Below are 20,275 nucleotides of genomic sequence, written 5' to 3' on the forward strand. Positions count from 1 at the left end.
CCAGACACGCAGGAGCCCAGATGTCCGATACCCAACAGACCCCGATCACCGTCGCTGACATTCATCTGATTCAGGCGATCCTGCCGCATCGGTATCCGTTTTTGCTGGTTGACCGCGTGATCGATATCGACGGCACACAGACCGCGACCGGGATCAAGAATGTCACCATGAACGAGCCTCATTTTCAGGGGCATTTCCCCGGTGCGCCGATCATGCCCGGTGTGACCATCATCGAAGCGATGGCGCAGACGGCCGGTGTGATGGTGGGCGCGTCGATGGGTTTGGTGAACGGCGACCTGCTGATCTATTTCATGTCGATCGACAAGGCCAAGTTCCGCCGCAAGGTCATTCCGGGCGACCGGATGCTGATGCATGTGACCACGACGCGCGGCAAGCCGGGCGGCAAGGTCTGGAAATTCCACGGACGTGCCGAAGTCGACGGCGAGCTGGCGGCAGAATGCGAATTCTCGGCCATGCTGGACCTCAAGGGGTGAGTGCCGACATTCATCCGACTGCGGTGGTGTCCGATCATGCGGTGATCGGTGCGAATTGCACCATCGGGCCATTCTGCATGGTTGGGCCCAAGGTCGTCCTCGGTGACGGTGTCTGGCTCAAAAGCCACGTTGTTGTGGATGGTGACACCCATATCGGTGACGATTGCACCGTGTTTTCGTTTTCGGTGATCGGAGAAATCCCGCAGGACCTGAAATTCGCGGGCGAGGAAACACAACTGCGGATCGGCAAGCGCAATCGCATCCGCGAAAGTGTGACGATCAACACTGGCACGGCCGGTGGTGGCGGTGTCACACGGATCGGCGACGACTGCCTGCTGATGGCGGGCTGTCACGTGGCCCACGATGCGCAACTGGGCGACCGGATCGTGGTCGTCAATTCGGTTGCCATCGCCGGTCACTGCATCATCGAGGACGATGTGATCATCGGTGGGTTGTCGGGGATTCACCAGTTCGTCCGGATCGGGCAGGGCGCGATCATCGGTGCGCTGTCGATGGTAACAAACGACGTACTGCCGCACGGGCTGGTCATGGGCGAACGTGCCGGGCTGGAAGGGTTGAATCTGGTCGGGCTACGCCGGCGCGGCGTGCCGCGCGACGATATCTCTGCGCTGCGCAAGGCGTTCGAGAGTCTGAAGTCCGGTGAAGGCACATTCCATGCGCGGGTCGAGGCCTTGCAGGATACCGATAGCGCCTATGTGAAACAGCTGGTCGATTTCGTGCTGGGTGAGACGGATCGCAGTTTTCTGATCCCGAAATGACGCTGGCGCTGATCGCGGGTGCCGGTGACCTGCCGGTGGCGCTATTGGATAGGCTGCCTGCGCGACCTTTGATCTGCGCCCTGGACGGGGCCGAGCCGCGTGTGCCGGTCGATCTGTGGTTCAGGCTGGAACGGCTTGGGGGTTTCTTGCGGGATCTGCGGGCGCGAGGAGTGACGCAGGTCTGCATGGCTGGCGGCATCCAGCGTCCCGGTATCGCGTGGCGGCATTTCGATTGGCCGACGGTGCGGTTGCTGCCCGTGATGCTGCGTGCGTTGTCCAAAGGTGACGATGGCGCACTGCGGACATTCATCGCTGTTCTCGAAAATCATAGTCTGCGGGTGGTAGCAGCCCATGACATCGTGCCAGGGCTGCTGCCTGCGGCTGGCGTTTTGACGGTGACACAACCCGGGCCGCCCCATCGGTCCGATGCGCTGGTGGGTGATCGTTGTCTTCACGACATGGGACGGCGCGACAGCGGGCAAGCCTGCATTGTGCGCGATGGCAGGATCGTGGACGAAGAGGACCGCCGCGGCACGGACGCATTGATCGAACGCAATCCGGGCAGGAGCGGCATTCTGTTCAAGGGGCCAAAGCCCGAGCAGGATCGGCGTGCTGATCTGCCTGTCATTGGGCCGGGCACGGCGCGGGGCGTGATCGCGGCAGGTCTCGACGGTATCGTGATCGAGGCCAGTGGCGTGATGGTATTGGACCGCGACGCGGTCATCGCCACGCTGGATGCCGCACAGAAATTTCTCTGGGTGCGCGAGGTGACGCGATGAGGGTTTTCGTGATCGCAGGAGAGCCGTCTGGCGACGCGCTGGGTGGGGCCGTCATGACCGGGTTGCGGCAACTGCGGCCTGACGTCAGCTTTGACGGTGTGGGCGGGCCGTTGATGCAGGCGCAGGGGCTGGTCAGTCGGTTCCCGATGGACGAGCTGAGTGTCATGGGCCTGGCCGAGGTGCTGCCGAAATATCGCGCGCTCAAACGGCGGATTGCCGAATGCGCGCAGGCGGTTCTAGACACGCGACCTGATGTGCTGCTGACGATCGACAGCCCCGATTTTTGTTTGCGCGTGGCCAAGCTGGTCAAGGCACGCAGCGACATCACGACAGTGCACTATGTGGCCCCGTCGGTCTGGGCCTGGCGACCAAAGCGGGCAGATCGCATGGCGCGTCATATCGACCATGTGCTGGCGCTCTTGCCGTTCGAGCCGCCCTACATGACCGCAGCAGGCATGGGGTGCGATTTCGTCGGTCACCCGGTCGTTGCACAGCCGCAGGCCAGCCAGGCCGAGGCCGAGGCGTTCCGCGCGCAATATCGCAATGGTGACGGGCCACTGGTCTTGGCATTGCCGGGATCGCGCAAGGGGGAGGTGACGCGCCTGACCGCCCGTTTCGGTGCCGCACTGGGACAATTACGTGACAGTCATCCCGATCTGTCGGTGGTCATTCCCTGTGCGGCATCGGTTGTCGGATTGGTGCGGGATCTGACCGCGCATTGGCCTGTGACGCCGGTTTTGATTGATCCTGCGGATGATCCTGAGGGTGCGGTGAAACGTGCGGCGTTTCGTGCGGCTGACGTGGCATTGGCGGCATCCGGCACGGTGTCGCTGGAACTGGCGGCTGCCGGAACGCCGATGGTGATTGCCTATGACATGGCGTGGCTGTCGCGGGTCATCATGCAGCGCATGGTGCGGATCGACACGGTCACATTGGTCAACCTGGTGTCCGACACACGTGCGGTGCCAGAATACATTGCTGCGAATTGCACGGCGGACAAGATCAGTGCCGGCCTGCGCGACACGCTGGCCGCGCCGGGTGCGCAGCAGGTCGCGATGGACGTCACGATGGACCAGCTTGGGCGCGGTGGTGAGGCACCCGGCCTGCGGGCCGCGCGTGCGCTGATCGCCGTCGCTGAGAACGCCTGATCCAGACACCCCCTGCAAATGCAAATGGCCCCGCCTTGGACAGGCGGGGCCAATTGTTATTCAGATGTTTGTGCGATCAGAAACGATAGCCGACCGACAGACCAACAGCGATGGCCTTGTTATCGCTGAAGTTGGTGGCGAGCGTTTCGTCCGCGTTGTCGAGGCCGTCACCAAAGGTCACGTATTCGATGCCGCCCGTGATCTTGAAGGCGTCATTGGTGTAGGTGCCACCGATGCCGAACGCGGTTGAACCGTCTGTGGGCGCAAGGCGCGACAGCACGTCGTCGTTGCCTTTTTCATAGGTGACGCGGGCAAAGGCCGAGAACTGGTCGTTGATCTGACGGCCCACACCCAGACGGTAGGTTGTCACGTCGTCGTCGATACCCGTCACGCGGTCGCCGGTGATAGCCTGATAGCCTGCGGGCCGCACTTCCCAGTCAGACCACTTGGCGTGGCGGATCGAGCCGAAGACCAGCGTGTCAGCTGCGACGCCGGACTGGAAGTCGAGGGTGAAGACGTCAGGCATCTCGATTTCCGTGATGCTGGTCAGCTGAGCTGCGGGCAGTGCATCAACGTTTTCGGTGGTCACAAACGAATGCGTATAGCCGGCCTCATAGGTCAGTGCGACGCGCAGCGCGATTTCTGGACGCTCGTATGCGACACCGACAAGGTAGCTGGTTGCGCGGTCTTTTTCGGTGGTGGCCGTGTAGGAATACGGACCATCGATGGGATCACCGCCAAAGCCGGCAGCAAAGCCTGCGAGGGCCTGATCACCCAGCGCTTGCGCTGCTGCACCCTGTGCCTGCGCATCGGCACCCAGTGCGATGGCCTGATCGCGAAGTGCGACCGCTTGCGCGCCGTTTGCTGCTGCGCTTGCGCCAAGAGTCTGAGCTGTTGCGAAGTCTTGTGCGGCTGCGGCCGCGGCAGCTTGTGCCGCTTGCTGCTGTGCCAATGCGCCCAGCGCCTGCGCCTCTGCGCCCAGCGCCTGCGCCTGACCGCCCTGTGCCTGTGCTGCTGCACCTTGTGCCTGTGCCGCGGCGGCCTGCGCTGCGGACTGGGGTACGACGGTGTTCAGCGCGACCAGCTTGTTGGGGATCACGATGTTGGCCCGGCTCTCGATGCTGCGCAGACCACCGTAGACGCTGATGTTCGGCGTTGCCTGATATTTCAGCACCAGTGCGATCTGCGACGAATCCCATTCTGCGGCCAGACCGGTGTAATCACCGTCGGGGTAGAATGCGTTGGCACCAAAGGGCTGGTTCAGGAACAGGCCCAGGTCCAGTTTTTCGTTCAGCGCGTATTTCAGGGACAACGATGCAGTGGAATAATCCTCGGCCATGCCACCCGTGCTGCCACCGTTGAAAACGCGGGGTCCGCCTTCAAAGATCGGGGCGGTTGTCGGGTAGTCGCCTGATACGTCTGGGCGCACGGTCGCAAAGCCCAATTCAACGTAGTTTCCGTCTTCGAACAGGACTGCGTAATTGTTGAGCGTACGGTCGATACCACCGGCAGATGCGGCGGTCGTCAGCATCAGTGCTGCGGCCGTCGATAGTGAAAGTTTCATGTCTCCATCCCATCCATGAAATTGGTTGCATTCATTCATGTCTGAGAAGCGTTTACGATTCGGTCAATGTTTGACCTTACGTTAAACAAGTGTTGCATTTGTCCATGTGACTTGATTGACGCGGGGGACGGTTTACGCGGCTGCCTTGCGGCGCAGGTTGATGTAATTGCCTGCAATGATGAACGCGGCACCCAGGAATAACCACGGGTCGAGGGGTTCTGCATAAACCAGTGCACCGATGATCGCGATGGTCGGCAACCGGGCGAAATCCATCGGCATGACGATCGTTGCGGTCGCCAGCGACAAGGCGTTCGTGAGGCAAAAATGCGCAAGCAGGCCCGCGCATCCGATCACGATCAGCCATGGCAGGGTCGCGGCATTTGGCATGGCGATGTCCATGTCCCAACCGGCGCAGACGATGCCAAAGACGGCCTGCATGACGGTCAGGTAGAACAGGATGCAGGTGATACTGTGCCGCTGGGTCAGCCGCCGGGTAAAGATCGCGGTCAGCGCGAAAAATATGGCACAGGCCGCGGCTGCGGCCAGACCAGGTGTCAAGGGGATCGTGCCCGGACGGGTGACGATCAGAATGCCCACGAACCCCATGATGGCCGCGATGACGCCTGCCTGTGTAATGCGTTCCCCCAGCAAGAGAGGTGACAACAGTAGCACCCAGATCGGCGTCGTGAATTCCAGTGCAAAAACCTGTGCCAGCGGGATGCTGGCGACGGCAAAGAACCACAGGTTCTGGCCGGTGAAATGCGCAAGGTTGCGCATCCCGTGCAAGCGCAGATCGCGGGTGTCGACCTGGTTCAGCGTGCCTGCGAAACCTGCAACCGTGACCACGATGATTATACCCAACAGGCTGCGAAACAGCATGATTTCAAAGGTATCGAGGGCAAAGCTGATCTGGCGTCCTGCAACCGCCATGGATGTAAAGGACCCGATGGCGCCGATCATCCACAAACCAGCGCGCAGGGTCGGGTTCATCCCTTGGTCACCGTGTAGTTGCGTGGCAGCCCCGCTGTGATCTTTGCCCATGTGCTCGCGCCAGCGCGTAATTGATGGGCGTCGAATGCGGCCTGGTCTGCAAACGTTTCAGACACCGTGAAAACGCCCGGCGTGGTTTCGGCCACATCGAATGTGATGCAGCCGTTTTCCTGACGGGTCAGCGCTATATGCGCGGGCAAGGCCGCCCGGACCGCATCACGGCGGTCAGGCGGGCAGGTCATTGCCCCCGTCAGGTAGATCATTCCCACTCGATCGTGCCCGGAGGTTTGCTGGTGATGTCATAGGTGACGCGGTTGATGCCCGGCACCTCGTTGATGATGCGCGTTGCGGTTTCGCCCAGAAAATCGTGGGTGAACGGGTAGTAATCCGCGGTCATGCCATCGACCGATGTCACCGCGCGCAGGGCGCAGGCAAAATCATAGGTGCGTCCGTCGCCCATCACGCCGACGGTGCGCACCGGTAGGATCGCGACAAAGGCCTGCCAGATTTCGTCATAGAGGCCGTGCTTGCGAATCTGGTCGATATAGACCGCGTCGGCCTTGCGCAGGATCTCCAGCTTTTCGCGGGTGATCTCGCCGGGGCAGCGAATCGCAAGGCCCGGGCCGGGGAACGGGTGACGCCCGATGAAAGACGGCGGCAGACCCAGTTCGACGCCCAGTGCGCGGACCTCGTCCTTGAACAGCTCTCGCAGGGGTTCGACCAGTTTCAGACCCATCTTTTCAGGGAGGCCACCGACGTTGTGGTGGCTCTTGATCGTGACGGACGGCCCACCGGAAAAGCTGACCGATTCGATCACGTCGGGATACAGCGTGCCTTGGGCAAGGAATTCGGCACCCTGAATGCCGTCGGCGTATTTCTGAAACACGTCGATGAACAACCCGCCTATGATCTTGCGCTTGGTCTCGGGGTCGCTGACGCCGTCGAGTTTGCCCAGAAACAGTTCTGATTCGTCGGCGTGGATCAGGTTGAGGTTGTAATTGTCACGGAACATCGTGACGACCTGTTCGGCCTCGCCCTGCCGCAACAGACCGTGGTCGACAAAGACGCAGGTCAGTTGATCGCCGATCGCTTCGTGGATCAGAATAGCGGTGACAGAGCTGTCGACCCCGCCGGACAGCGCACAGATGACCTGTTTGTCGCCCACCTGTTCGCGGATCGTGGCAATGGCCTGTTCGCGGTAGGCTTCCATTGTCCAGTCGCCGCTGAACCCGGCCAGCCGGACAAAGTTTTCATACAGCTTTGCACCGTTGGGGGTGTGGTGCACCTCTGGGTGGAATTGCACGGCATAGAAATGGCGTGCGGCATCGGCGGTGATGGCGAATGGTGCATTGGGGGAGGTGCCATAGACCTCGAACCCCGGTGCGATCTTGGCCACGTGGTCGCCATGGCTCATCCAGACCTGTTCGCGGTCATTGGTGAACCAGCCGTCCAGCAGGTCCAGCCGACCCGTGGGTGTCACGAATGCGCGGCCGAATTCGGCGGTGCCGCCACCGCCCGAAATCTTGCCACCTTCAACATGGCCGCCCAGATCCTGCATCATGACCTGCTGGCCATAGCAGATGCCCAGAATTGGCACGCCCAGGTCGTAGATCGACTTGGGCGGTCGGGGTGATCCCGGCCGGGTCACGCTGTCCGGTCCGCCGGAGAAAATCACGGCGCGGGGGGCAAAATCAGCCAGAAAAGCGTCCGTGACGTTCTGGTAGGGGTGAATTTCGCAGTAGACGTTTAACTCGCGCAGCCGGCGGGCGATCAGCTGGGTGACCTGGCTGCCAAAGTCGACGATCAACAGGCGTTCATGTTCAATCATATCCATGTGGCCTGATTATGCTGTCACAGGCGGCGCTGCAATGTCGCTTTCGTGCGCGGCATGGCGTTTGTCACCCCGCCCGACATGATTCACGGGCGTATGTAGGGGCAACGCAAGCTTGAAGAGGCCCGACATGACAGAAACAATCTCCCCCAGCCGCAGGGCCCGTGGTGGCGGTGGGGCCGCCCGGCGCGCGGAACGCACCGCCGTCAGCGTCGAAACCGCAAAGTATATCGAACGCAACATTCCCAACTACGAGGTTCTGACCGAAGAGGCGTTGCAGGTCATCGAGCGCAACGCCGAAACGGTTCTGGAAGAGATCGGCGTGAATTTCGTCGATAATCCGGCGGCGCTGGATCGTTGGCGCGCTGCGGGTGCGCAGATCGAGGGTGAACGCGTGCGGATTCCACGCGGTCTGGCACGCAAGCTGTGCAGCACGGCCCCGTCGGAATACATCCAGCATGCCCGTAATCCCGAACGGTCAGTCGTGGTCGGCGGCAAGAATCTGGTGCTGGCCCCGGTTTACGGCCCGCCATTTGTGCGCGACGCAGAGGGCGGCCGCCGGTATGCGACGCTGGATGATTTCGAGAAATTCGTAAAACTGGGCTATATGTCGAAATGGTTGCACCATTCCGGCGGAACGGTCTGCGAACCCACCGACATTCCGGTGAACAAGCGGCATCTGGACATGCTGCTGGCGCATATGATTCTGTCGGACAAGCCGTTCATGGGGTCCGTGACAGAACCCAGCCGCGCGCAGGATTCGATCGACATGTGCAACATCCTGTTCGGTGCGGACTTCGTGCAGAACAACACGGTGATGACGTCACTGATCAATATCAACAGTCCGCTGACGTTCGATTCGGTGATGATGGGTGCACTGGAGGTTTTTGCCGCCAACAATCAGGCCAGCATCATCAGTCCGTTCATCGTGGGTGGCGCGATGGCACCGACGTCGGTGGCGGGAACGCTGACGCAGGTGCTGGCAGAGGCGCTGGCCGGCATTGCCTATTCCCAGCTTGTGCGGCCCGGATCGCCGGTGGTGATGGGGGCCTTTGTGACCTCGATCGACATGAACTCTGGCGCGCCAACCTTTGGCACGCCAGAGGCCAGCCATATCACCTACGGTGTGGGGCAGCTCGCACGGCGAATGAACCTGCCATACCGGTCGGCCGGGTCGTTCTGCGGGTCAAAACTGCCCGATGCACAGGCTGCCTATGAAACGGCAAACAGTCTGAACATGGGCCTGTTGTCGGGTGTGAATTTCATGCTGCATGCCTGTGGTTGGCTGGAAGGCGGTCTGGTCGCCAGCTTTGAGAAATTCGTGATGGATGCCGACCAGTTGGGGGCATTGCACCATTTCGCCAAGGGCGTGGACATGTCCGAAAACGGGCAGGCCATGGATGCCATCGCCGAGGTCGGACCGGGTGGGCATTTTCTGGGCTGTGCGCATACGCAGCAGAATTTCAAATCCGCATTCTGGCGGTCAGAGCTGCTGGACTACAAGCCATTCGAGACTTGGGACGAGGAGGGCGCGCGCGATACGCAGGCTCTCGCCAGCGCGCGGGTGAAACGTCTGCTGGACACATACCGGCAGCCGCCCCTCGATCCCGAGATCGAGGCACGGCTGCGTGCCTATGTCGCCGACAAGAAGGCGTCGATGCCCGACAGCTTCATGTAGGGGGTGGCACCGGGCAGGGGCGCGTCGCTGCAAGGTCGCGCGCCTCTGACATGATGGCACATAACGCGGTGATGTGATCGCCAATCCGGTAATCATAGGATTGCGCGCGGCGGGCAGCCTCCATTTCGGTCTCTCGTTCCATCAGGATCATCAGTGTCGGGCCGGGGGTCGCCGGAACCCGCCCGTCCAGCAATCGCGACAGATCGCGCCCCAGTTGATAGTCGGTCAGCGCAAAGCGTGCCGCGCGCACAAGGAGCTGTGGTCGATTGAGCCTGCGTATCTGTGTATGAAGATCGAGCATCGTGTCATCCTTTGCATTTTCGTATCGCAACGGATGTCAGTTTTTCACAATCTCAGGCGGTGTTGCGCCGCGGTCGATTTCATCGCGCGATCCATCAGGCGAAAATAAATCCTTTCAGAGCAGAAAGTTACGAGTGTGTTAATATTAACGTCTAGTTAATTAGACACTCATAGGTTGTTCGAAATAGACAGGTTGGCCTTGGTCAAACCTGCGTAGCCGGGAAGGGGACGCAACGATGAATTCAACACAAAACGCAAACGATGCGGACTGGGTGCCGTCGCCAGTCCAGGATTATATCGCCCATACGACCAAGGGACGGTCCATTCGCGCACTCGCGCGCAAGCGGGCGGTTCATCCGTCAACGATCCTGCGGCAGGTGCGCAATTGCGAGGCGCGTCGTGATGATCCGCTGGTTGACGCGGCTTTGCGGGCGCTGTCCGAAACGGATGCGCATCTCGCACAAAAGGTATCTCCGATCACGCCCATATCTCCGGTTGCGGCGATGCCGTCGCGCACCCTGAGCAAGGCGCGGATGGAACGTGAGGCGGGCCATATCCTGCGACGTCTGTGCGAACCCGGTGCGGTCATGGCTGTCGCCCGTGACATGGACAGCGCGGTGATCGTCAGAGAGGACGCAGAGGGTGAGACGCTGCGGACGGCTGTGGTCGAGGCTGAATTGGCGCAGGCCTTTGCGTTGCAGAACTGGATTTCCTGCGCCGATCCGGGCGCACGGATTGCGCGTTATTTCGTGACATCGACGGGCCGGGCGGAATTGCGCCGATTGACGGCACGTGACGAAAACAGGGCGCAGGGATTTGCGGATGCGGCGGCAGGGCATGCGGACTGGATTGCCCCGAACGGTCGGCAGGCCGCGTCACGGTTCATTGCGACCGAAACGCCGTTGATGGGGCTGTCGCGCCGGCGCGACAAGGCGGGCAAACCGTTCCTGTCGCGTGAACTGGTGCAGGCAGGCGAGCGTCTGCGAGAGGATTTCGTCGTCGCTGACGCAGGCCCGGACGTGACCGAGGACTGGCGCGCGGCGCTGTCGCCTGAACCGCGCAGATCATTGTCGCGTGGTGCATTGGCCGCGCGCAAACGGGTGACGGATGCGTTGGACGACCTGGGGCCGGGATTGCAGGACGCCGTCCTGCGTTGTTGCTGTCTGCTGGAAGGCCTGGAGGTAACCGAACGCGCCATGGGCTGGTCCTCGCGTTCGGGCAAGATCGTTCTGCGCATCGCCTTGCAACGCCTGCTGCGTCACTATGACAGTGCGAACGGCAAACAGTCACCCATGATAGGCTAAGCGCCGATTTGCATGGCGGGACTGCGCGGCGGGTTCATGGACTTTTGCTGCGCAAGCGCCTAAGTGCAAGGGAACCAATGGCGAACCAAGGCGGTCATCATGCGCGACCTGAAAATTCCGGCTCAGCGGCATCCAGAAAAGGCCAAGCGGCCCGACAACGTCCAGCCCAAGAAACCGGACTGGATCAGGGTCAAGGCACCGACGTCCGAAGGGTACAAGACCACGCGCGACATCATGCGCACGCACAAGCTGACGACGGTCTGCGAAGAAGCGGGTTGCCCGAACGTCGGCGAATGCTGGAGCCAGGGCCACGCTACGATGATGATCATGGGCGAGGTTTGCACCCGCGCCTGCACGTTCTGCAATATCGCGACAGGCAAACCTCCCGAGGCGCTGGATGTGTTTGAGCCGGGCCGTGTGGCGGATGCGGTCAAGAAACTGGGTCTGAAACACGTCGTGATCACATCGGTTGACCGTGACGACGTCGCGGACGGCGGGGCAGAGCATTTCGCGCAGACCATCCGCGCCGTGCGCCGTCAGGCCCCGGGCACGACAATCGAAATCCTGACCCCCGATTTCATTCGCTGCGCACCAGAGGCACTGGAGGTCGTGGTCGCGGCGAAGCCGGACGTGTTCAACCACAACCTTGAAACCGTGCCCGGTCTCTATCCCGAGGTGCGGCCCGGTGCCCGGTATTTCCACAGCCTGCGACTGTTGCAGCGGGTCAAGGAGCTGGACCCCACCATGTTCACCAAATCCGGCATCATGGTCGGGTTAGGCGAGGACCGTCAGGCTGTCATTCAGGTGATGGAGGACATGCGCGCCGCTGACATCGATTTTCTGACGATCGGTCAGTATCTGCAACCGACGCCCAAGCACCACCGCGTTGATCGGTTCGTCACCCCCGAGGAGTTCGCAGCCTACGAGAAGGCCGCGTTCGGCAAGGGTTTCCTAATGGTTTCGGCCTCACCGCTGACGCGATCAAGCTATCACGCGGGCGATGATTTCGCCCGGCTTCAGGCGGCACGGCTGGCCAAACTGGGCTAGGGCTGCGTGATGGGGCGCGGACCTGCTGGGTCCGCGTCCATCGACAGGCCGAACAGGTGCTCGACACCCGCCAGAGCAAGACAGATCGCGATCACCCCCAGACCCAGCCAGACCCGTTTGGCCGATGGCGGATTGCGGGCCCATCGACTGGCGTTCAGCAGCCAGCGCGGGTTCATGACGTGAACCGCACGCAGCCGATATAGGGCAGGTTGCGATTACGCTGCGCGTAGTCGATGCCGTAGCCCACGACAAAGGCGTCCGGGATTTCAAACCCGATCATGTCGGCCTTGAAATCGACCTCGCGGCGGGCGGGTTTGTCCAGCAATGCAATCGTTTTCAGACGGGCCGGATTCCGTGCCATGACGAAATCCGTCACCCGGGCGAGGGTGTGGCCCGTGTCGACGATATCCTCGACGATCAGCACATCGCGACCTTCGACGGTGCCACGTAGATCCTTGAGGATTCGCACCTCGCGGCTGCTTTCCATGCCGTCGCCATAGCTGCTGGCCTCGATGAAATCGACCTCGACCGGCAGATCCAGTTCACGCACCAGATCGGCGATAAATACGAATGATCCACGCAGCAGGCCCACGACCAGCAATTTGTCCGTGCCTGCGAACGTGGTCTGGATTTCATCGGCCAGCGCCTCGATTCGCGCGGCAATCGCTTTTGCGCTGATCATCTGGTCAATGACATAGGGTTGGCTCATGGGGTCACCTGTCGCACCGGGGTTGATTTCAGGGGCCTACATACGACATTCAGTGGCATAGTCACACAACCGAAAGTCACCAATGCCAGTTCACGACGAGACACGGGTTCTGCCCTATACACCGCAGCAGATGTTCGATCTTGTCGCCGATGTCGAAAGCTACCCAAAATTCCTGCCCTGGACGGCAGCGGCGCGTCTGCGCGATCGCACCACGTTCGATGACCGGGTCGAGATTCTGGCGGATCTGGTGGTCAGTTTCAAAGTGTTCCGCGAAACCTTTGGTAGCCGCGTCACACTGTGGCCCGCGCAAAAGGCGATCGACACGCAATATATTGACGGCCCGTTCAAGCATCTGAATTCGCGTTGGGAATTTTCGGATGCACCAGAGGGCTGCAAGGTGCATTTCCACGTCGATTTCGAATTCAAGAATCGCCTGCTTCAGGGGGCGGCGGGTATGTTTTTCAATCAGGCGATGCAGACCATCGTCAAGGCGTTCGAACGGCGCGCGGCGGCGCTGTACGGCACCGCATGACGCGATTTCGGATGTGAAACGGGGGCCCTGCGGCCCCCGTTTTGCGTTCAGGTGATCAGGTGTTCAGATCGTAGGCGCGTTCACCGTGGGTGGTCAGGTCCAGTCCGGTGATTTCGGTTTCCTCGGACACGCGGAACTGTGTCACGGCGCGGCAGATGTAGATCAGCGCCACGGTCACGACGGTAGTCCAGACACCGACGATGGCCAGTGATCCCAGCTGTGCCGCCCAAGTACCTGCACCAAAGACCGCGATCATGATGGTGCCAAAGATGCCACCGACGCCGTGGACGGCGAAAACGTCCAATGTGTCGTCAATCGACAGTTTGGTGCGGATCAGGGCCACGGCCTCTTGGCACAGGACGCCCGCGATCGCTCCGATGATCAGCGCCTCGACCGGGCCGACAAACCCTGACGCGGGTGTGATGCTGGCCAGACCGGCGATGGTGCCGGTTACAAGGCCCACCAGCGAGGCACGACCGAATTTGATTCGTTCCCACAGGGCCCAGGTCAGCGATGCGGCAGCGGCAGACAGATGCGTGACGGTGATCGCCATGGCCGCACCACCGTCAGCGGCCAACTGGCTGCCACCGTTGAATCCGAACCAGCCGACCCACAGCATCGCCGCACCGATCATCACCAGACCGGGATTGTGCGGCGGCTTACTGCGATCCTTGCGCGCGCCCAGCATCACAGCGAGGATAAGCGCTGCCAGACCTGCGGTTTCATGGACGACGATGCCGCCCGCAAAATCGCGCACCCCGGTGTCGCCAAAGATTCCGCCGTCGGCCAGCATCCCGCCGCCCCAGACCCAATGCACGACAGGCGCATAGCACAGCAGCATCCACAGACCGGAAAACAGCAGCACGAATCCAAACCCGATCCGTTCGACATAGGCACCGACGATCAGGGCAGGGGTGATGATCGCAAAGGTCATCTGAAACGCAAAGAACAGGATTTCAGGCAGGTTGCCCGCCAGACTGTCCGCGTCGATGCCCGCCAGGAACAGCTTGTCCAGACCACCCCAAAAGCCGGTCCCGCCGCCCCCGAACGCGATGGAATAGCCAAAGGCAAACCACAGAATGCTCATCAAACAGGCAATTGCGTAGCAATGCATAAAAACGCTGAGCACGTTGCGGGCCCGCACGAGGCCCCCGTAAAACAAGGCCAGTCCGGGTAGTGTCATGAACAGCACAAGCGCCGTTGCCACCATGATCCAAGCGGTATCCGCTCCGTTCATCTGATTTCTCCTCACGAAAATTTCGGCCCAGAGGCCGGATTCGTGTCGGTAAAGAAAGTGGCAACTGCTACGAGGGCCGCAAAACAAATGGGCGTTTATCGAACTGCGCTTATTTGGCGCGCTTTTTCGGCAGTTCGCCTAAGATTGTGGCGGAAAGTGAATCATTGTCTCTGACAGCAGGCTCAACCCGTGTGTGACGGTGGCCGCGCGGACCGCATCGCGCCCGATGGCCCCGAATTCGCGTGTTTCGCTGAACGTGCCTGCCTGTGTGGCGACGCCGAAACACACGCGTCCCTCGGGCTTGTGGTCAGATCCGCCGGGGCCTGCAATCCCGGTGACCGACAGCGCGATTGCGGCCTGTGACCGCGCCAGTGCGCCGCTGGCCATTTCGCGGGCGACCTGTTCCGAAACCGCACCATGCGCATCCAGCGTCTCGGAACGGACGTCCAGCATCGCCTGTTTGGCGGCATTGGTATAGGTGACAAAGCCACGGTCAAAGACGGCAGAGCTGCCGGGCACTGCGGTCAAGGCGGCAGATATCAATCCGCCGGTGCAGCTCTCGGCCAGGGCGATCATGATGCCCCGTTCCCTTGCAAGGTCAATAAGGTGTGCTGCGTTGTTCATGACATCAGCACGGCGTGGAACAGCCCTGCAAGAATGACGACGCCCAGGGCTGCGAACAGGCCGGCAATCACATCATCCAGCATCACCCCCAGCGCGTCACCGCGTCTGTCGGCCCAACCGACAGGGCCCCATTTTGTGATGTCGAAGAGGCGAAACAGCAGGAAAGCCGCCAACCAGCCGGGCCAGAGCGCGGTATAGGCCGCGCCTGCGTTGGCGGCACCAAAGGCCAGAGGCCAGAGCGCGATCCATTGGCCCGCGACCTCGTCCGCGACGATCTCGGACGGGTCATGGTTCGCCTGACCTGCGATTATCCGGCCGGTTGCCCACCATCCCGCGCCAAAGATTGCAGCGGTGCCCGCAACCAGTAACCAGGGGCCACCGAGGATCATCAAGGCGAGGCCCGTGGGCAGTGCTGCCAGCGATCCCCAGGTGCCGGGGGCGGGACGCAGATAACCCACGTAGAAAAATGTAGCGATCAGGCGGGTCATGCGGACACCAGTGCGGCAGTGGCAAGGGCTGCGATACCTTCGCCCCGCCCGGTAAAACCCAATCGTTCCGACGTCGTCGCCTTGACGCTGACCCGGTCGGGGGCGATGCCCAATATCTCGGCCATGGCGGCGCGCATTGCGGCCTGATGTGGCCCGACCTTGGGGTATTCGCACACCAGCGTACAGTCGACGTTTGAAATGGCAAATCCCATGTCGCGGGCCATCTGTGCCGCGTGCCGCAGGAAAATGTGGCTTTCGGCCCCTTTCCATTGTGGATCGGTCGGGGGGAAATGCACGCCGATGTCGCCTTGTCCCAATGCGCCATAGATCGCATCCGTGACCGCGTGCATGCCCACGTCGGCATCGGAATGCCCCTGCAACCCGCGGTCAAAGGGCAGTTTCACACCGCACAGCATGACGTGGTCACCCGGTCCGAACCGGTGCACGTCATACCCGTTGCCCAGTCTGACATCCATGCGCCTCTCCATCAGTTGTGCGGCGCGGGCAAAGTCGTCCGCATGCGTTATCTTGATATTGTCTTCATCGCCCGCGACGATGGCGACGTCCAGCCCGGCGGCAAGTGCCACAGCCACATCATCGGCGGCATCAGAGAGGGCCGCCCGATGTGCGGCGAGAATTGCCGCCCGGTCAAACCCCTGCGGCGTCTGTGCACGATACAGACCCGTGCGGTCCTGCAATCCTGTCACCATTGCGTCGCCACGCCAAAGCGCGTCGGTGACGGCTATCGCGGGGGCGGCCCCGACATGGCTGTCCAGCGCCATGCAGACCCGGTTGATCAGCGAGGCCCGCACCAAGGGACGTGCGGCATCGTGGATCAGCACGCGGTCGGCCTGCGTGGCAAGAAGCCCAGCCAGGACAGAGGCCTGGCGCGTGGCGCCGCCGGTTGCGCAGACCACGCCCAGTGTCGCGCAACGGTTGATGTCGTCGGGGTGCAGGACGACGACGACCTCGTCGATCATCGGGTGTGCGGCAAAGGCGTTGATGGTCCGTTCCAACACGGGTACCCCCGCCAGATCACGCCATTGTTTCGGCACGCCGCCGCCAGCACGAAGTCCACGTCCGGCTGCGACGATGATGGCGGCGGTTTCTGGCATCGGCGGTCATACTCACTTTGCGCGTCTACAAAGTGACTATTGAACGGACAGGGTCCACGCAAGTGCTGGCAGGTGTGCCTAAAATATGGGCGGTATGCGTGTACATAGTGCACTGGCCTTGGCGTCCGGGCCTGCGCCGCGTAGATAGACACATGTTCGGATGTAACGCACAGGCTTTAGGCAAACGATGAATGCTGCGGCAAACCTACCCTTGACCGACTGCCCGGCGGTGGCTCTTGCGCCGCTGGCCGGGATCACGGATTTGCCGTTTCGTCAGGTTGTGGCGGGGTTCGGCGCATCCTGGGTCGTGTCGGAAATGGTCGCATCACAAGAGATGGTGCAGGCCAAGGCAAGCGTCCGCGATCGTGCTGAACTGGGATTTGACCAGCGGGCGACGGCCGTGCAGCTGGCGGGGCGCGATCCGTATTGGATGGCCGAGGCTGCGCGCATGGTTGCCGCAAACGGGGCGGCGCTGATTGATATCAACATGGGGTGTCCTGCGAAAAAGGTCGTGGGCGGTATGTCGGGGTCGGCCCTGTTGCGTGAACCCGATCACGCCTTGCGCCTGATCGAGGCGGTGGTCGCGGCGGTGGATGTGCCTGTGACGCTCAAGACGCGGCTGGGCTGGGATGACGACAGTCTGAACGCCGCTGACGTGGCGCTGCGTGCGCAGAATGCAGGCATTCAGCTTGTCACGATCCACGGTCGGACCCGCTGCCAGTTCTACAAGGGGCATGCCGATTGGGCTGCGATCCGTGCGGTGCGCGAGGCCGTTGATATCCCGGTGATCGCAAATGGCGACATCGTGGATCATGCCACGGCTGTGCAGGCACTGGACCAGTCTGGCGCGGACGGTGTGATGATCGGACGCGGGGCGCAGGGCCGGCCCTGGGTGCTGGCTCAGATTGCTGCGCGCATGTCCGGTGCATTGGTGCCAAAGGCGCCTGGTGAAAATGAATTTACTGAAATGGTATCAAATCATTACGAGGCGATGCTAAGGTTTTATGGCATGAGCTTGGGCCTGCGTGTCGCGCGCAAACATCTTGGTTGGTACATGGATACAGCGGGCACCTTGCCGGGATTGCGGCACGCTGTGCTGACTGCGGCATCGCCGCAGAGCGTTTTGTCGCTGATCCCGGATGCGATGTCCCAGACCGCACCGGTGGCCGCATGATCGAGGATATCGCCCTGTGGGTGTCGCTGCCGACGCCTGCGCTGTTGCTGGATGCCAATGACCGCATTCTGGAATCCAATCCTGCGGCAGAAAGTTTTCTGAACCTGTCGGAAAAGGCGCTGAAAAATCAGGTCGTCTGGGAAAAGGTCCTGATCGATTCACCCCTGGATGGTCCGTTTGAACGGGCGCGGGAACAGCAGACATCCTTGTTCATCAATGATGTTTTCGTCGGCTCAGGCATGAGCGCGCCGCAGCATTGCAATCTGCAATTCTCGCCGCTGCAAAACCGTGACGGCGTGATGATCATGATCATCAGCCCACAGCAGATCGTGTCGCGCCTCGTGCAGAACACGGTGACCGGCAAGGCAGCGCGATCGGCCATCGGCATGGCCGAAATGCTGGCGCATGAAATCAAGAACCCGCTGGCGGGGATCACGGGTGCCGCACAATTGCTGTCGATGGGCCTGTCGCCAGAGGACCAGGAGTTGACGGACCTGATCGTCGCGGAATCGCGCCGCATTGTGAAACTGCTGGAGCAGGTCGAACAGTTCGGTAACCTGCGCCAGCCTAGCCGCAAGTCCATCAACATCCACGATACGCTGGATCGGGCGCGTCAGTCCGCCTCGGTCGGTTTTGGCGCGCATATGATGTTCGTGACGGATTATGACCCGTCCTTGCCCCGCGCGCTGGCGGATGCGGATCAGTTGCAGCAGATTTTCCAGAACCTGATCAAGAACGCCGCAGAGGCGGGTGGTCCGGGCGGCAAGATCACGCTGCGGACATTCTACGATGCAAGCCTGCGGGTGTTGCAGGCCGATGGGTCGCACGCGCGGCTGCCCTTGCAGATCGAGGTGATTGACGACGGGCCGGGACTGCCGCCTGATATCGCCAGCAACGTGTTCGAACCCTTTGTTTCCGGACGTGAAAACGGCACCGGTCTGGGGCTCGCACTGGTCAGCAAACTCATACAGGACGGCGGTGGCTGGATTACAGTCGATAGCGCCCCGGGCCGAACGGTATTTCGGATTTCCCTGCCGCGCGCAGACACAGACGACGGAGACGATTGATGGATGGCACGATTCTGGTTGCGGATGATGACCGCACGATCCGCACGGTCCTGACCCAAGCGTTGACCCGCGCGGGCTGCAAGGTGCACGCGACATCGTCGCTGGTGACGCTGATGCGCTGGGTCGAAGAGGGCAAGGGCGATCTGGTGATTTCGGACGTGGTCATGCCCGACGGGAACGGGCTGGATCAATTGCCCAAGATCGCGGAATTGCGTCCCGGTCTGCCAGTCATCGTGATTTCGGCACAGAACACCATCATGACTGCAATCCAGGCAGCAGAGGCTGACGCCTACGACTATCTGCCGAAACCGTTCGATCTGCCCGACCTGATGAAACGCGCAGCCCGCGCGCTGGAGGTCAAACGCACGTCGCACCCGGTTCGCCGCGAAACGGCGGGTGAACATTCGGATTTGCCGCTGGTGGGTCGGACACCCGCGATGCAGGCGTTGTACAAACTGGTCGCGCGGGTCATGAATACATCCATGCCGGTCCTGATCACGGGCGAAAGTGGCACGGGAAAATCGCTGATCGCACGCGCGATCCATGACTTTTCGGATCGCAGGTCGCTGCCGTTCATTACGGTCGGCGGGGCCGATCTGGACGGAGCGGACGGGCCGCAATCGGTGCTGTCGCGTGCGCGGGGCGGATCCATCCTGTTCGATGAAATCGGAGATATGGATGCGCAAGCCCAGGGACGGATCGTGCGGATGCTGGATCAATTGGGCGACAGCGCACCGCGGATCATGGCGACATCGCAGACCGATCTGGGCAGCAAGATCGAGGCAGGCGCGTTCCGCGACGATCTGTTCTACCGCCTGTCCGGGGTGACGATTGCCGTGCCGTCATTGCGGGAACGGGTCGACGACATCCCGTTGCTGGCAGAGCATTTTCTGGCAAAGGCAGAACGTGATGGCGGGCCGTTGCGGCGCATTTCTGATGCGGCCACGGCACTGGTGCGCACCTACAGTTGGCCCGGCAACGTGCGCCAACTGGAAAATACGGTGCGGCGTCTGGTGTTTACGGCGGCCGGCGAGGAAATCAGCAAGACCGAAGTCGAGGCGGTTCTGGGCAACCAGCCCGCAATGGAGCCGCTGCGCGGTGGCGATACGGACAAATTGTCGAGTGCTGTGGCCCGCCACCTGAAACGCTATTTCGACCTGCACGGTGGCATGCTGCCACCGCCGGGTCTGTACAACCGCATTCTGCGCGAGGTCGAGGCCCCGTTGATCGAAATCGCACTCGACGCGACCGCTGGAAATCAGGCGAAATGTGCTGATTTGCTGGGCATCAACCGCAATACACTCAGAAAGAAGATCACGGACCTCGATATTCAGGTGACACGCCGCCGCAAATTGATGTAAAACCGCAACATAAGCGTGGCCCCGGCGGAACATCCGACGGCAAGGACCACATAA

At 61.5% G+C, this 20,275-nt stretch carries 22 protein-coding genes; 11 read left to right on the forward strand and 11 right to left on the reverse strand.

Features of this window, described 5'->3' with window-relative positions; genetic code table 11:
• Positions 1-20 precede the first annotated feature (20 nt).
• Genes fabZ through lpxB form a run of 4 tightly spaced genes read left to right on the forward strand, consistent with a single transcriptional unit; the run spans position 21 to position 3,200 of the window.
• Positions 21-494 carry a 3-hydroxyacyl-ACP dehydratase FabZ gene (gene fabZ, locus BMX27_RS07495; RefSeq protein WP_090159266.1) on the forward strand — a complete coding sequence of 158 codons (474 nt, stop codon included), beginning with the start codon at positions 21-23 and terminating at the stop codon, positions 492-494.
• Positions 491-1,273, forward strand: a complete 783-nt coding sequence (gene lpxA, locus BMX27_RS07500) for an acyl-ACP--UDP-N-acetylglucosamine O-acyltransferase (protein WP_226746883.1) — start codon at positions 491-493, stop codon at positions 1,271-1,273. The genes fabZ and lpxA overlap by 4 nt, the downstream gene beginning before the upstream one ends.
• The gene (locus BMX27_RS07505) at positions 1,270-2,052 is read left to right on the forward strand and encodes an LpxI family protein (protein ID WP_090159268.1); all 783 of its coding nucleotides are present in this window, start codon (positions 1,270-1,272) and stop codon (positions 2,050-2,052) included. The genes lpxA and BMX27_RS07505 overlap by 4 nt, the downstream gene beginning before the upstream one ends.
• Positions 2,049-3,200, forward strand: coding sequence for a lipid-A-disaccharide synthase (gene lpxB, locus BMX27_RS07510; protein ID WP_090159269.1), 1,152 nt, complete (start codon positions 2,049-2,051; stop codon positions 3,198-3,200). The genes BMX27_RS07505 and lpxB overlap by 4 nt, the downstream gene beginning before the upstream one ends.
• Before the next feature lie 76 nt (positions 3,201-3,276).
• On the opposite strand, the gene BMX27_RS07515 is transcribed toward lpxB, so the two are convergent.
• The 4 genes from BMX27_RS07515 to guaA all read right to left on the reverse strand — a co-directional run bounded on the left by BMX27_RS07515 (position 3,277) and on the right by guaA (position 7,588).
• Positions 3,277-4,764 carry a hypothetical protein gene (locus BMX27_RS07515; RefSeq protein WP_090159270.1) on the reverse strand — a complete coding sequence of 496 codons (1,488 nt, stop codon included), beginning with the start codon at positions 4,762-4,764 and terminating at the stop codon, positions 3,277-3,279.
• 132 nt (positions 4,765-4,896) lie between these two features.
• The gene (locus BMX27_RS07520; protein WP_090159271.1) at positions 4,897-5,754 is read right to left on the reverse strand and encodes a DMT family transporter; all 858 of its coding nucleotides are present in this window, start codon (positions 5,752-5,754) and stop codon (positions 4,897-4,899) included.
• On the reverse strand, positions 5,751-6,017 hold the full coding sequence (locus BMX27_RS07525) for a putative quinol monooxygenase (protein WP_090159272.1): 267 nt from the start codon (positions 6,015-6,017) through the stop codon (positions 5,751-5,753). Before BMX27_RS07525 ends, BMX27_RS07520 begins: the two co-directional genes overlap by 4 nt.
• Positions 6,014-7,588, reverse strand: a complete 1,575-nt coding sequence (gene guaA / locus BMX27_RS07530; RefSeq protein ID WP_090159273.1) for a glutamine-hydrolyzing GMP synthase — start codon at positions 7,586-7,588, stop codon at positions 6,014-6,016. Before guaA ends, BMX27_RS07525 begins: the two co-directional genes overlap by 4 nt.
• A gap of 127 nt (positions 7,589-7,715) precedes the next feature.
• Here guaA and BMX27_RS07535 point away from each other — a divergent pair, with 127 nt between their 5' ends.
• Positions 7,716-9,263 (forward strand): trimethylamine methyltransferase family protein, encoded by a 1,548-nt coding sequence (locus tag BMX27_RS07535; protein WP_090159274.1) that lies wholly within the window; start codon positions 7,716-7,718, stop codon positions 9,261-9,263.
• Here the strand turns inward: BMX27_RS07535 and BMX27_RS07540 are convergent.
• Positions 9,256-9,564, reverse strand: a complete 309-nt coding sequence (locus BMX27_RS07540) for a DUF6477 family protein (RefSeq protein WP_090159275.1) — start codon at positions 9,562-9,564, stop codon at positions 9,256-9,258. The two genes, BMX27_RS07535 and BMX27_RS07540, sit on opposite strands and share 8 nt — an antisense overlap.
• A 235-nt stretch (positions 9,565-9,799) precedes the next feature.
• Here BMX27_RS07540 and BMX27_RS07545 point away from each other — a divergent pair, with 235 nt between their 5' ends.
• The gene (locus BMX27_RS07545; protein ID WP_090159276.1) at positions 9,800-10,867 is read left to right on the forward strand and encodes a DUF6456 domain-containing protein; all 1,068 of its coding nucleotides are present in this window, start codon (positions 9,800-9,802) and stop codon (positions 10,865-10,867) included.
• A 99-nt stretch (positions 10,868-10,966) separates the two neighbouring features.
• The gene (gene lipA / locus BMX27_RS07550; RefSeq protein WP_056031521.1) at positions 10,967-11,914 is read left to right on the forward strand and encodes a lipoyl synthase; all 948 of its coding nucleotides are present in this window, start codon (positions 10,967-10,969) and stop codon (positions 11,912-11,914) included.
• On the opposite strand, the gene BMX27_RS07555 is transcribed toward lipA, so the two are convergent.
• Positions 11,911-12,090: a hypothetical protein gene (locus BMX27_RS07555; protein ID WP_090159277.1), complete on the reverse strand. Its 180-nt coding sequence runs from the start codon at positions 12,088-12,090 to the stop codon at positions 11,911-11,913. The two genes, lipA and BMX27_RS07555, sit on opposite strands and share 4 nt — an antisense overlap.
• Positions 12,087-12,623 (reverse strand): hypoxanthine phosphoribosyltransferase, encoded by a 537-nt coding sequence (gene hpt / locus BMX27_RS07560; protein ID WP_056031527.1) that lies wholly within the window; start codon positions 12,621-12,623, stop codon positions 12,087-12,089. Before hpt ends, BMX27_RS07555 begins: the two co-directional genes overlap by 4 nt.
• An 82-nt stretch (positions 12,624-12,705) precedes the next feature.
• On the opposite strand from hpt, the gene BMX27_RS07565 reads away from it, so the two are divergent.
• The gene (locus tag BMX27_RS07565) at positions 12,706-13,155 is read left to right on the forward strand and encodes a type II toxin-antitoxin system RatA family toxin (protein ID WP_056031531.1); all 450 of its coding nucleotides are present in this window, start codon (positions 12,706-12,708) and stop codon (positions 13,153-13,155) included.
• 55 nt (positions 13,156-13,210) lie between these two features.
• On the opposite strand, the gene BMX27_RS07570 is transcribed toward BMX27_RS07565, so the two are convergent.
• The 4 genes from BMX27_RS07570 to BMX27_RS07585 form a co-directional block, all read right to left on the reverse strand.
• On the reverse strand, positions 13,211-14,392 hold the full coding sequence (locus tag BMX27_RS07570) for an ammonium transporter (protein ID WP_090159278.1): 1,182 nt from the start codon (positions 14,390-14,392) through the stop codon (positions 13,211-13,213).
• A gap of 138 nt (positions 14,393-14,530) precedes the next feature.
• Positions 14,531-15,016, reverse strand: coding sequence for a CinA family protein (locus BMX27_RS07575; protein ID WP_090159279.1), 486 nt, complete (start codon positions 15,014-15,016; stop codon positions 14,531-14,533).
• Positions 15,013-15,504, reverse strand: coding sequence for a phosphatidylglycerophosphatase A family protein (locus BMX27_RS07580; RefSeq protein ID WP_090159280.1), 492 nt, complete (start codon positions 15,502-15,504; stop codon positions 15,013-15,015). The genes BMX27_RS07575 and BMX27_RS07580 overlap by 4 nt, the downstream gene beginning before the upstream one ends.
• Positions 15,501-16,619 carry a bifunctional 2-C-methyl-D-erythritol 4-phosphate cytidylyltransferase/2-C-methyl-D-erythritol 2,4-cyclodiphosphate synthase gene (locus tag BMX27_RS07585; protein WP_090159281.1) on the reverse strand — a complete coding sequence of 373 codons (1,119 nt, stop codon included), beginning with the start codon at positions 16,617-16,619 and terminating at the stop codon, positions 15,501-15,503. The genes BMX27_RS07580 and BMX27_RS07585 overlap by 4 nt, the downstream gene beginning before the upstream one ends.
• 187 nt (positions 16,620-16,806) lie before the next feature.
• Here BMX27_RS07585 and dusB point away from each other — a divergent pair, with 187 nt between their 5' ends.
• Genes dusB through BMX27_RS07600 form a run of 3 tightly spaced genes read left to right on the forward strand, consistent with a single transcriptional unit; the run spans position 16,807 to position 20,221 of the window.
• Positions 16,807-17,793 carry a tRNA dihydrouridine synthase DusB gene (gene dusB / locus BMX27_RS07590; protein WP_090159282.1) on the forward strand — a complete coding sequence of 329 codons (987 nt, stop codon included), beginning with the start codon at positions 16,807-16,809 and terminating at the stop codon, positions 17,791-17,793.
• Positions 17,790-18,860, forward strand: a complete 1,071-nt coding sequence (locus BMX27_RS07595) for a two-component system sensor histidine kinase NtrB (protein ID WP_056031552.1) — start codon at positions 17,790-17,792, stop codon at positions 18,858-18,860. The genes dusB and BMX27_RS07595 overlap by 4 nt, the downstream gene beginning before the upstream one ends.
• A complete protein-coding gene (locus tag BMX27_RS07600; RefSeq protein ID WP_090159283.1) occupies positions 18,860-20,221 on the forward strand; it encodes a response regulator in 1,362 nt (453 codons plus the stop codon). The genes BMX27_RS07595 and BMX27_RS07600 overlap by 1 nt, the downstream gene beginning before the upstream one ends.
• Positions 20,222-20,275 lie beyond the last annotated feature (54 nt).

The organism is Loktanella sp. DSM 29012, from assembly GCF_900110705.1.
Classification (GTDB): domain Bacteria; phylum Pseudomonadota; class Alphaproteobacteria; order Rhodobacterales; family Rhodobacteraceae; genus Loktanella; species Loktanella gaetbuli.

Bases quoted from the DNA above. Each gene is read 5' to 3' on its own strand.
- fabZ (WP_090159266.1), top strand. From the start codon at position 21: ATGTCCGATACCCAACAGACCCCGATCACCGTCGCTGACATTCATCTG.
- BMX27_RS07535 (WP_090159274.1), top strand. From the start codon at position 7,716: ATGACAGAAACAATCTCCCCCAGCCGCAGGGCCCGTGGTGGCGGTGGG.
- guaA (WP_090159273.1), bottom strand. From the start codon at position 7,588: ATGGATATGATTGAACATGAACGCCTGTTGATCGTCGACTTTGGCAGC.
- BMX27_RS07595 (WP_056031552.1), top strand. From the start codon at position 17,790: ATGATCGAGGATATCGCCCTGTGGGTGTCGCTGCCGACGCCTGCGCTG.
- BMX27_RS07505 (WP_090159268.1), top strand. From the start codon at position 1,270: ATGACGCTGGCGCTGATCGCGGGTGCCGGTGACCTGCCGGTGGCGCTA.
- BMX27_RS07585 (WP_090159281.1), bottom strand. From the start codon at position 16,619: ATGCCAGAAACCGCCGCCATCATCGTCGCAGCCGGACGTGGACTTCGT.
- BMX27_RS07580 (WP_090159280.1), bottom strand. From the start codon at position 15,504: ATGACCCGCCTGATCGCTACATTTTTCTACGTGGGTTATCTGCGTCCC.
- lpxB (WP_090159269.1), top strand. From the start codon at position 2,049: ATGAGGGTTTTCGTGATCGCAGGAGAGCCGTCTGGCGACGCGCTGGGT.
- BMX27_RS07555 (WP_090159277.1), bottom strand. From the start codon at position 12,090: ATGAACCCGCGCTGGCTGCTGAACGCCAGTCGATGGGCCCGCAATCCG.
- lipA (WP_056031521.1), top strand. From the start codon at position 10,967: ATGCGCGACCTGAAAATTCCGGCTCAGCGGCATCCAGAAAAGGCCAAG.
- BMX27_RS07545 (WP_090159276.1), top strand. From the start codon at position 9,800: ATGAATTCAACACAAAACGCAAACGATGCGGACTGGGTGCCGTCGCCA.
- BMX27_RS07525 (WP_090159272.1), bottom strand. From the start codon at position 6,017: ATGATCTACCTGACGGGGGCAATGACCTGCCCGCCTGACCGCCGTGAT.
- hpt (WP_056031527.1), bottom strand. From the start codon at position 12,623: ATGAGCCAACCCTATGTCATTGACCAGATGATCAGCGCAAAAGCGATT.
- BMX27_RS07540 (WP_090159275.1), bottom strand. From the start codon at position 9,564: ATGCTCGATCTTCATACACAGATACGCAGGCTCAATCGACCACAGCTC.
- BMX27_RS07570 (WP_090159278.1), bottom strand. From the start codon at position 14,392: ATGAACGGAGCGGATACCGCTTGGATCATGGTGGCAACGGCGCTTGTG.
- dusB (WP_090159282.1), top strand. From the start codon at position 16,807: ATGAATGCTGCGGCAAACCTACCCTTGACCGACTGCCCGGCGGTGGCT.
- BMX27_RS07600 (WP_090159283.1), top strand. From the start codon at position 18,860: ATGGATGGCACGATTCTGGTTGCGGATGATGACCGCACGATCCGCACG.
- BMX27_RS07565 (WP_056031531.1), top strand. From the start codon at position 12,706: ATGCCAGTTCACGACGAGACACGGGTTCTGCCCTATACACCGCAGCAG.
- BMX27_RS07515 (WP_090159270.1), bottom strand. From the start codon at position 4,764: ATGAAACTTTCACTATCGACGGCCGCAGCACTGATGCTGACGACCGCC.
- BMX27_RS07520 (WP_090159271.1), bottom strand. From the start codon at position 5,754: ATGAACCCGACCCTGCGCGCTGGTTTGTGGATGATCGGCGCCATCGGG.
- BMX27_RS07575 (WP_090159279.1), bottom strand. From the start codon at position 15,016: ATGAACAACGCAGCACACCTTATTGACCTTGCAAGGGAACGGGGCATC.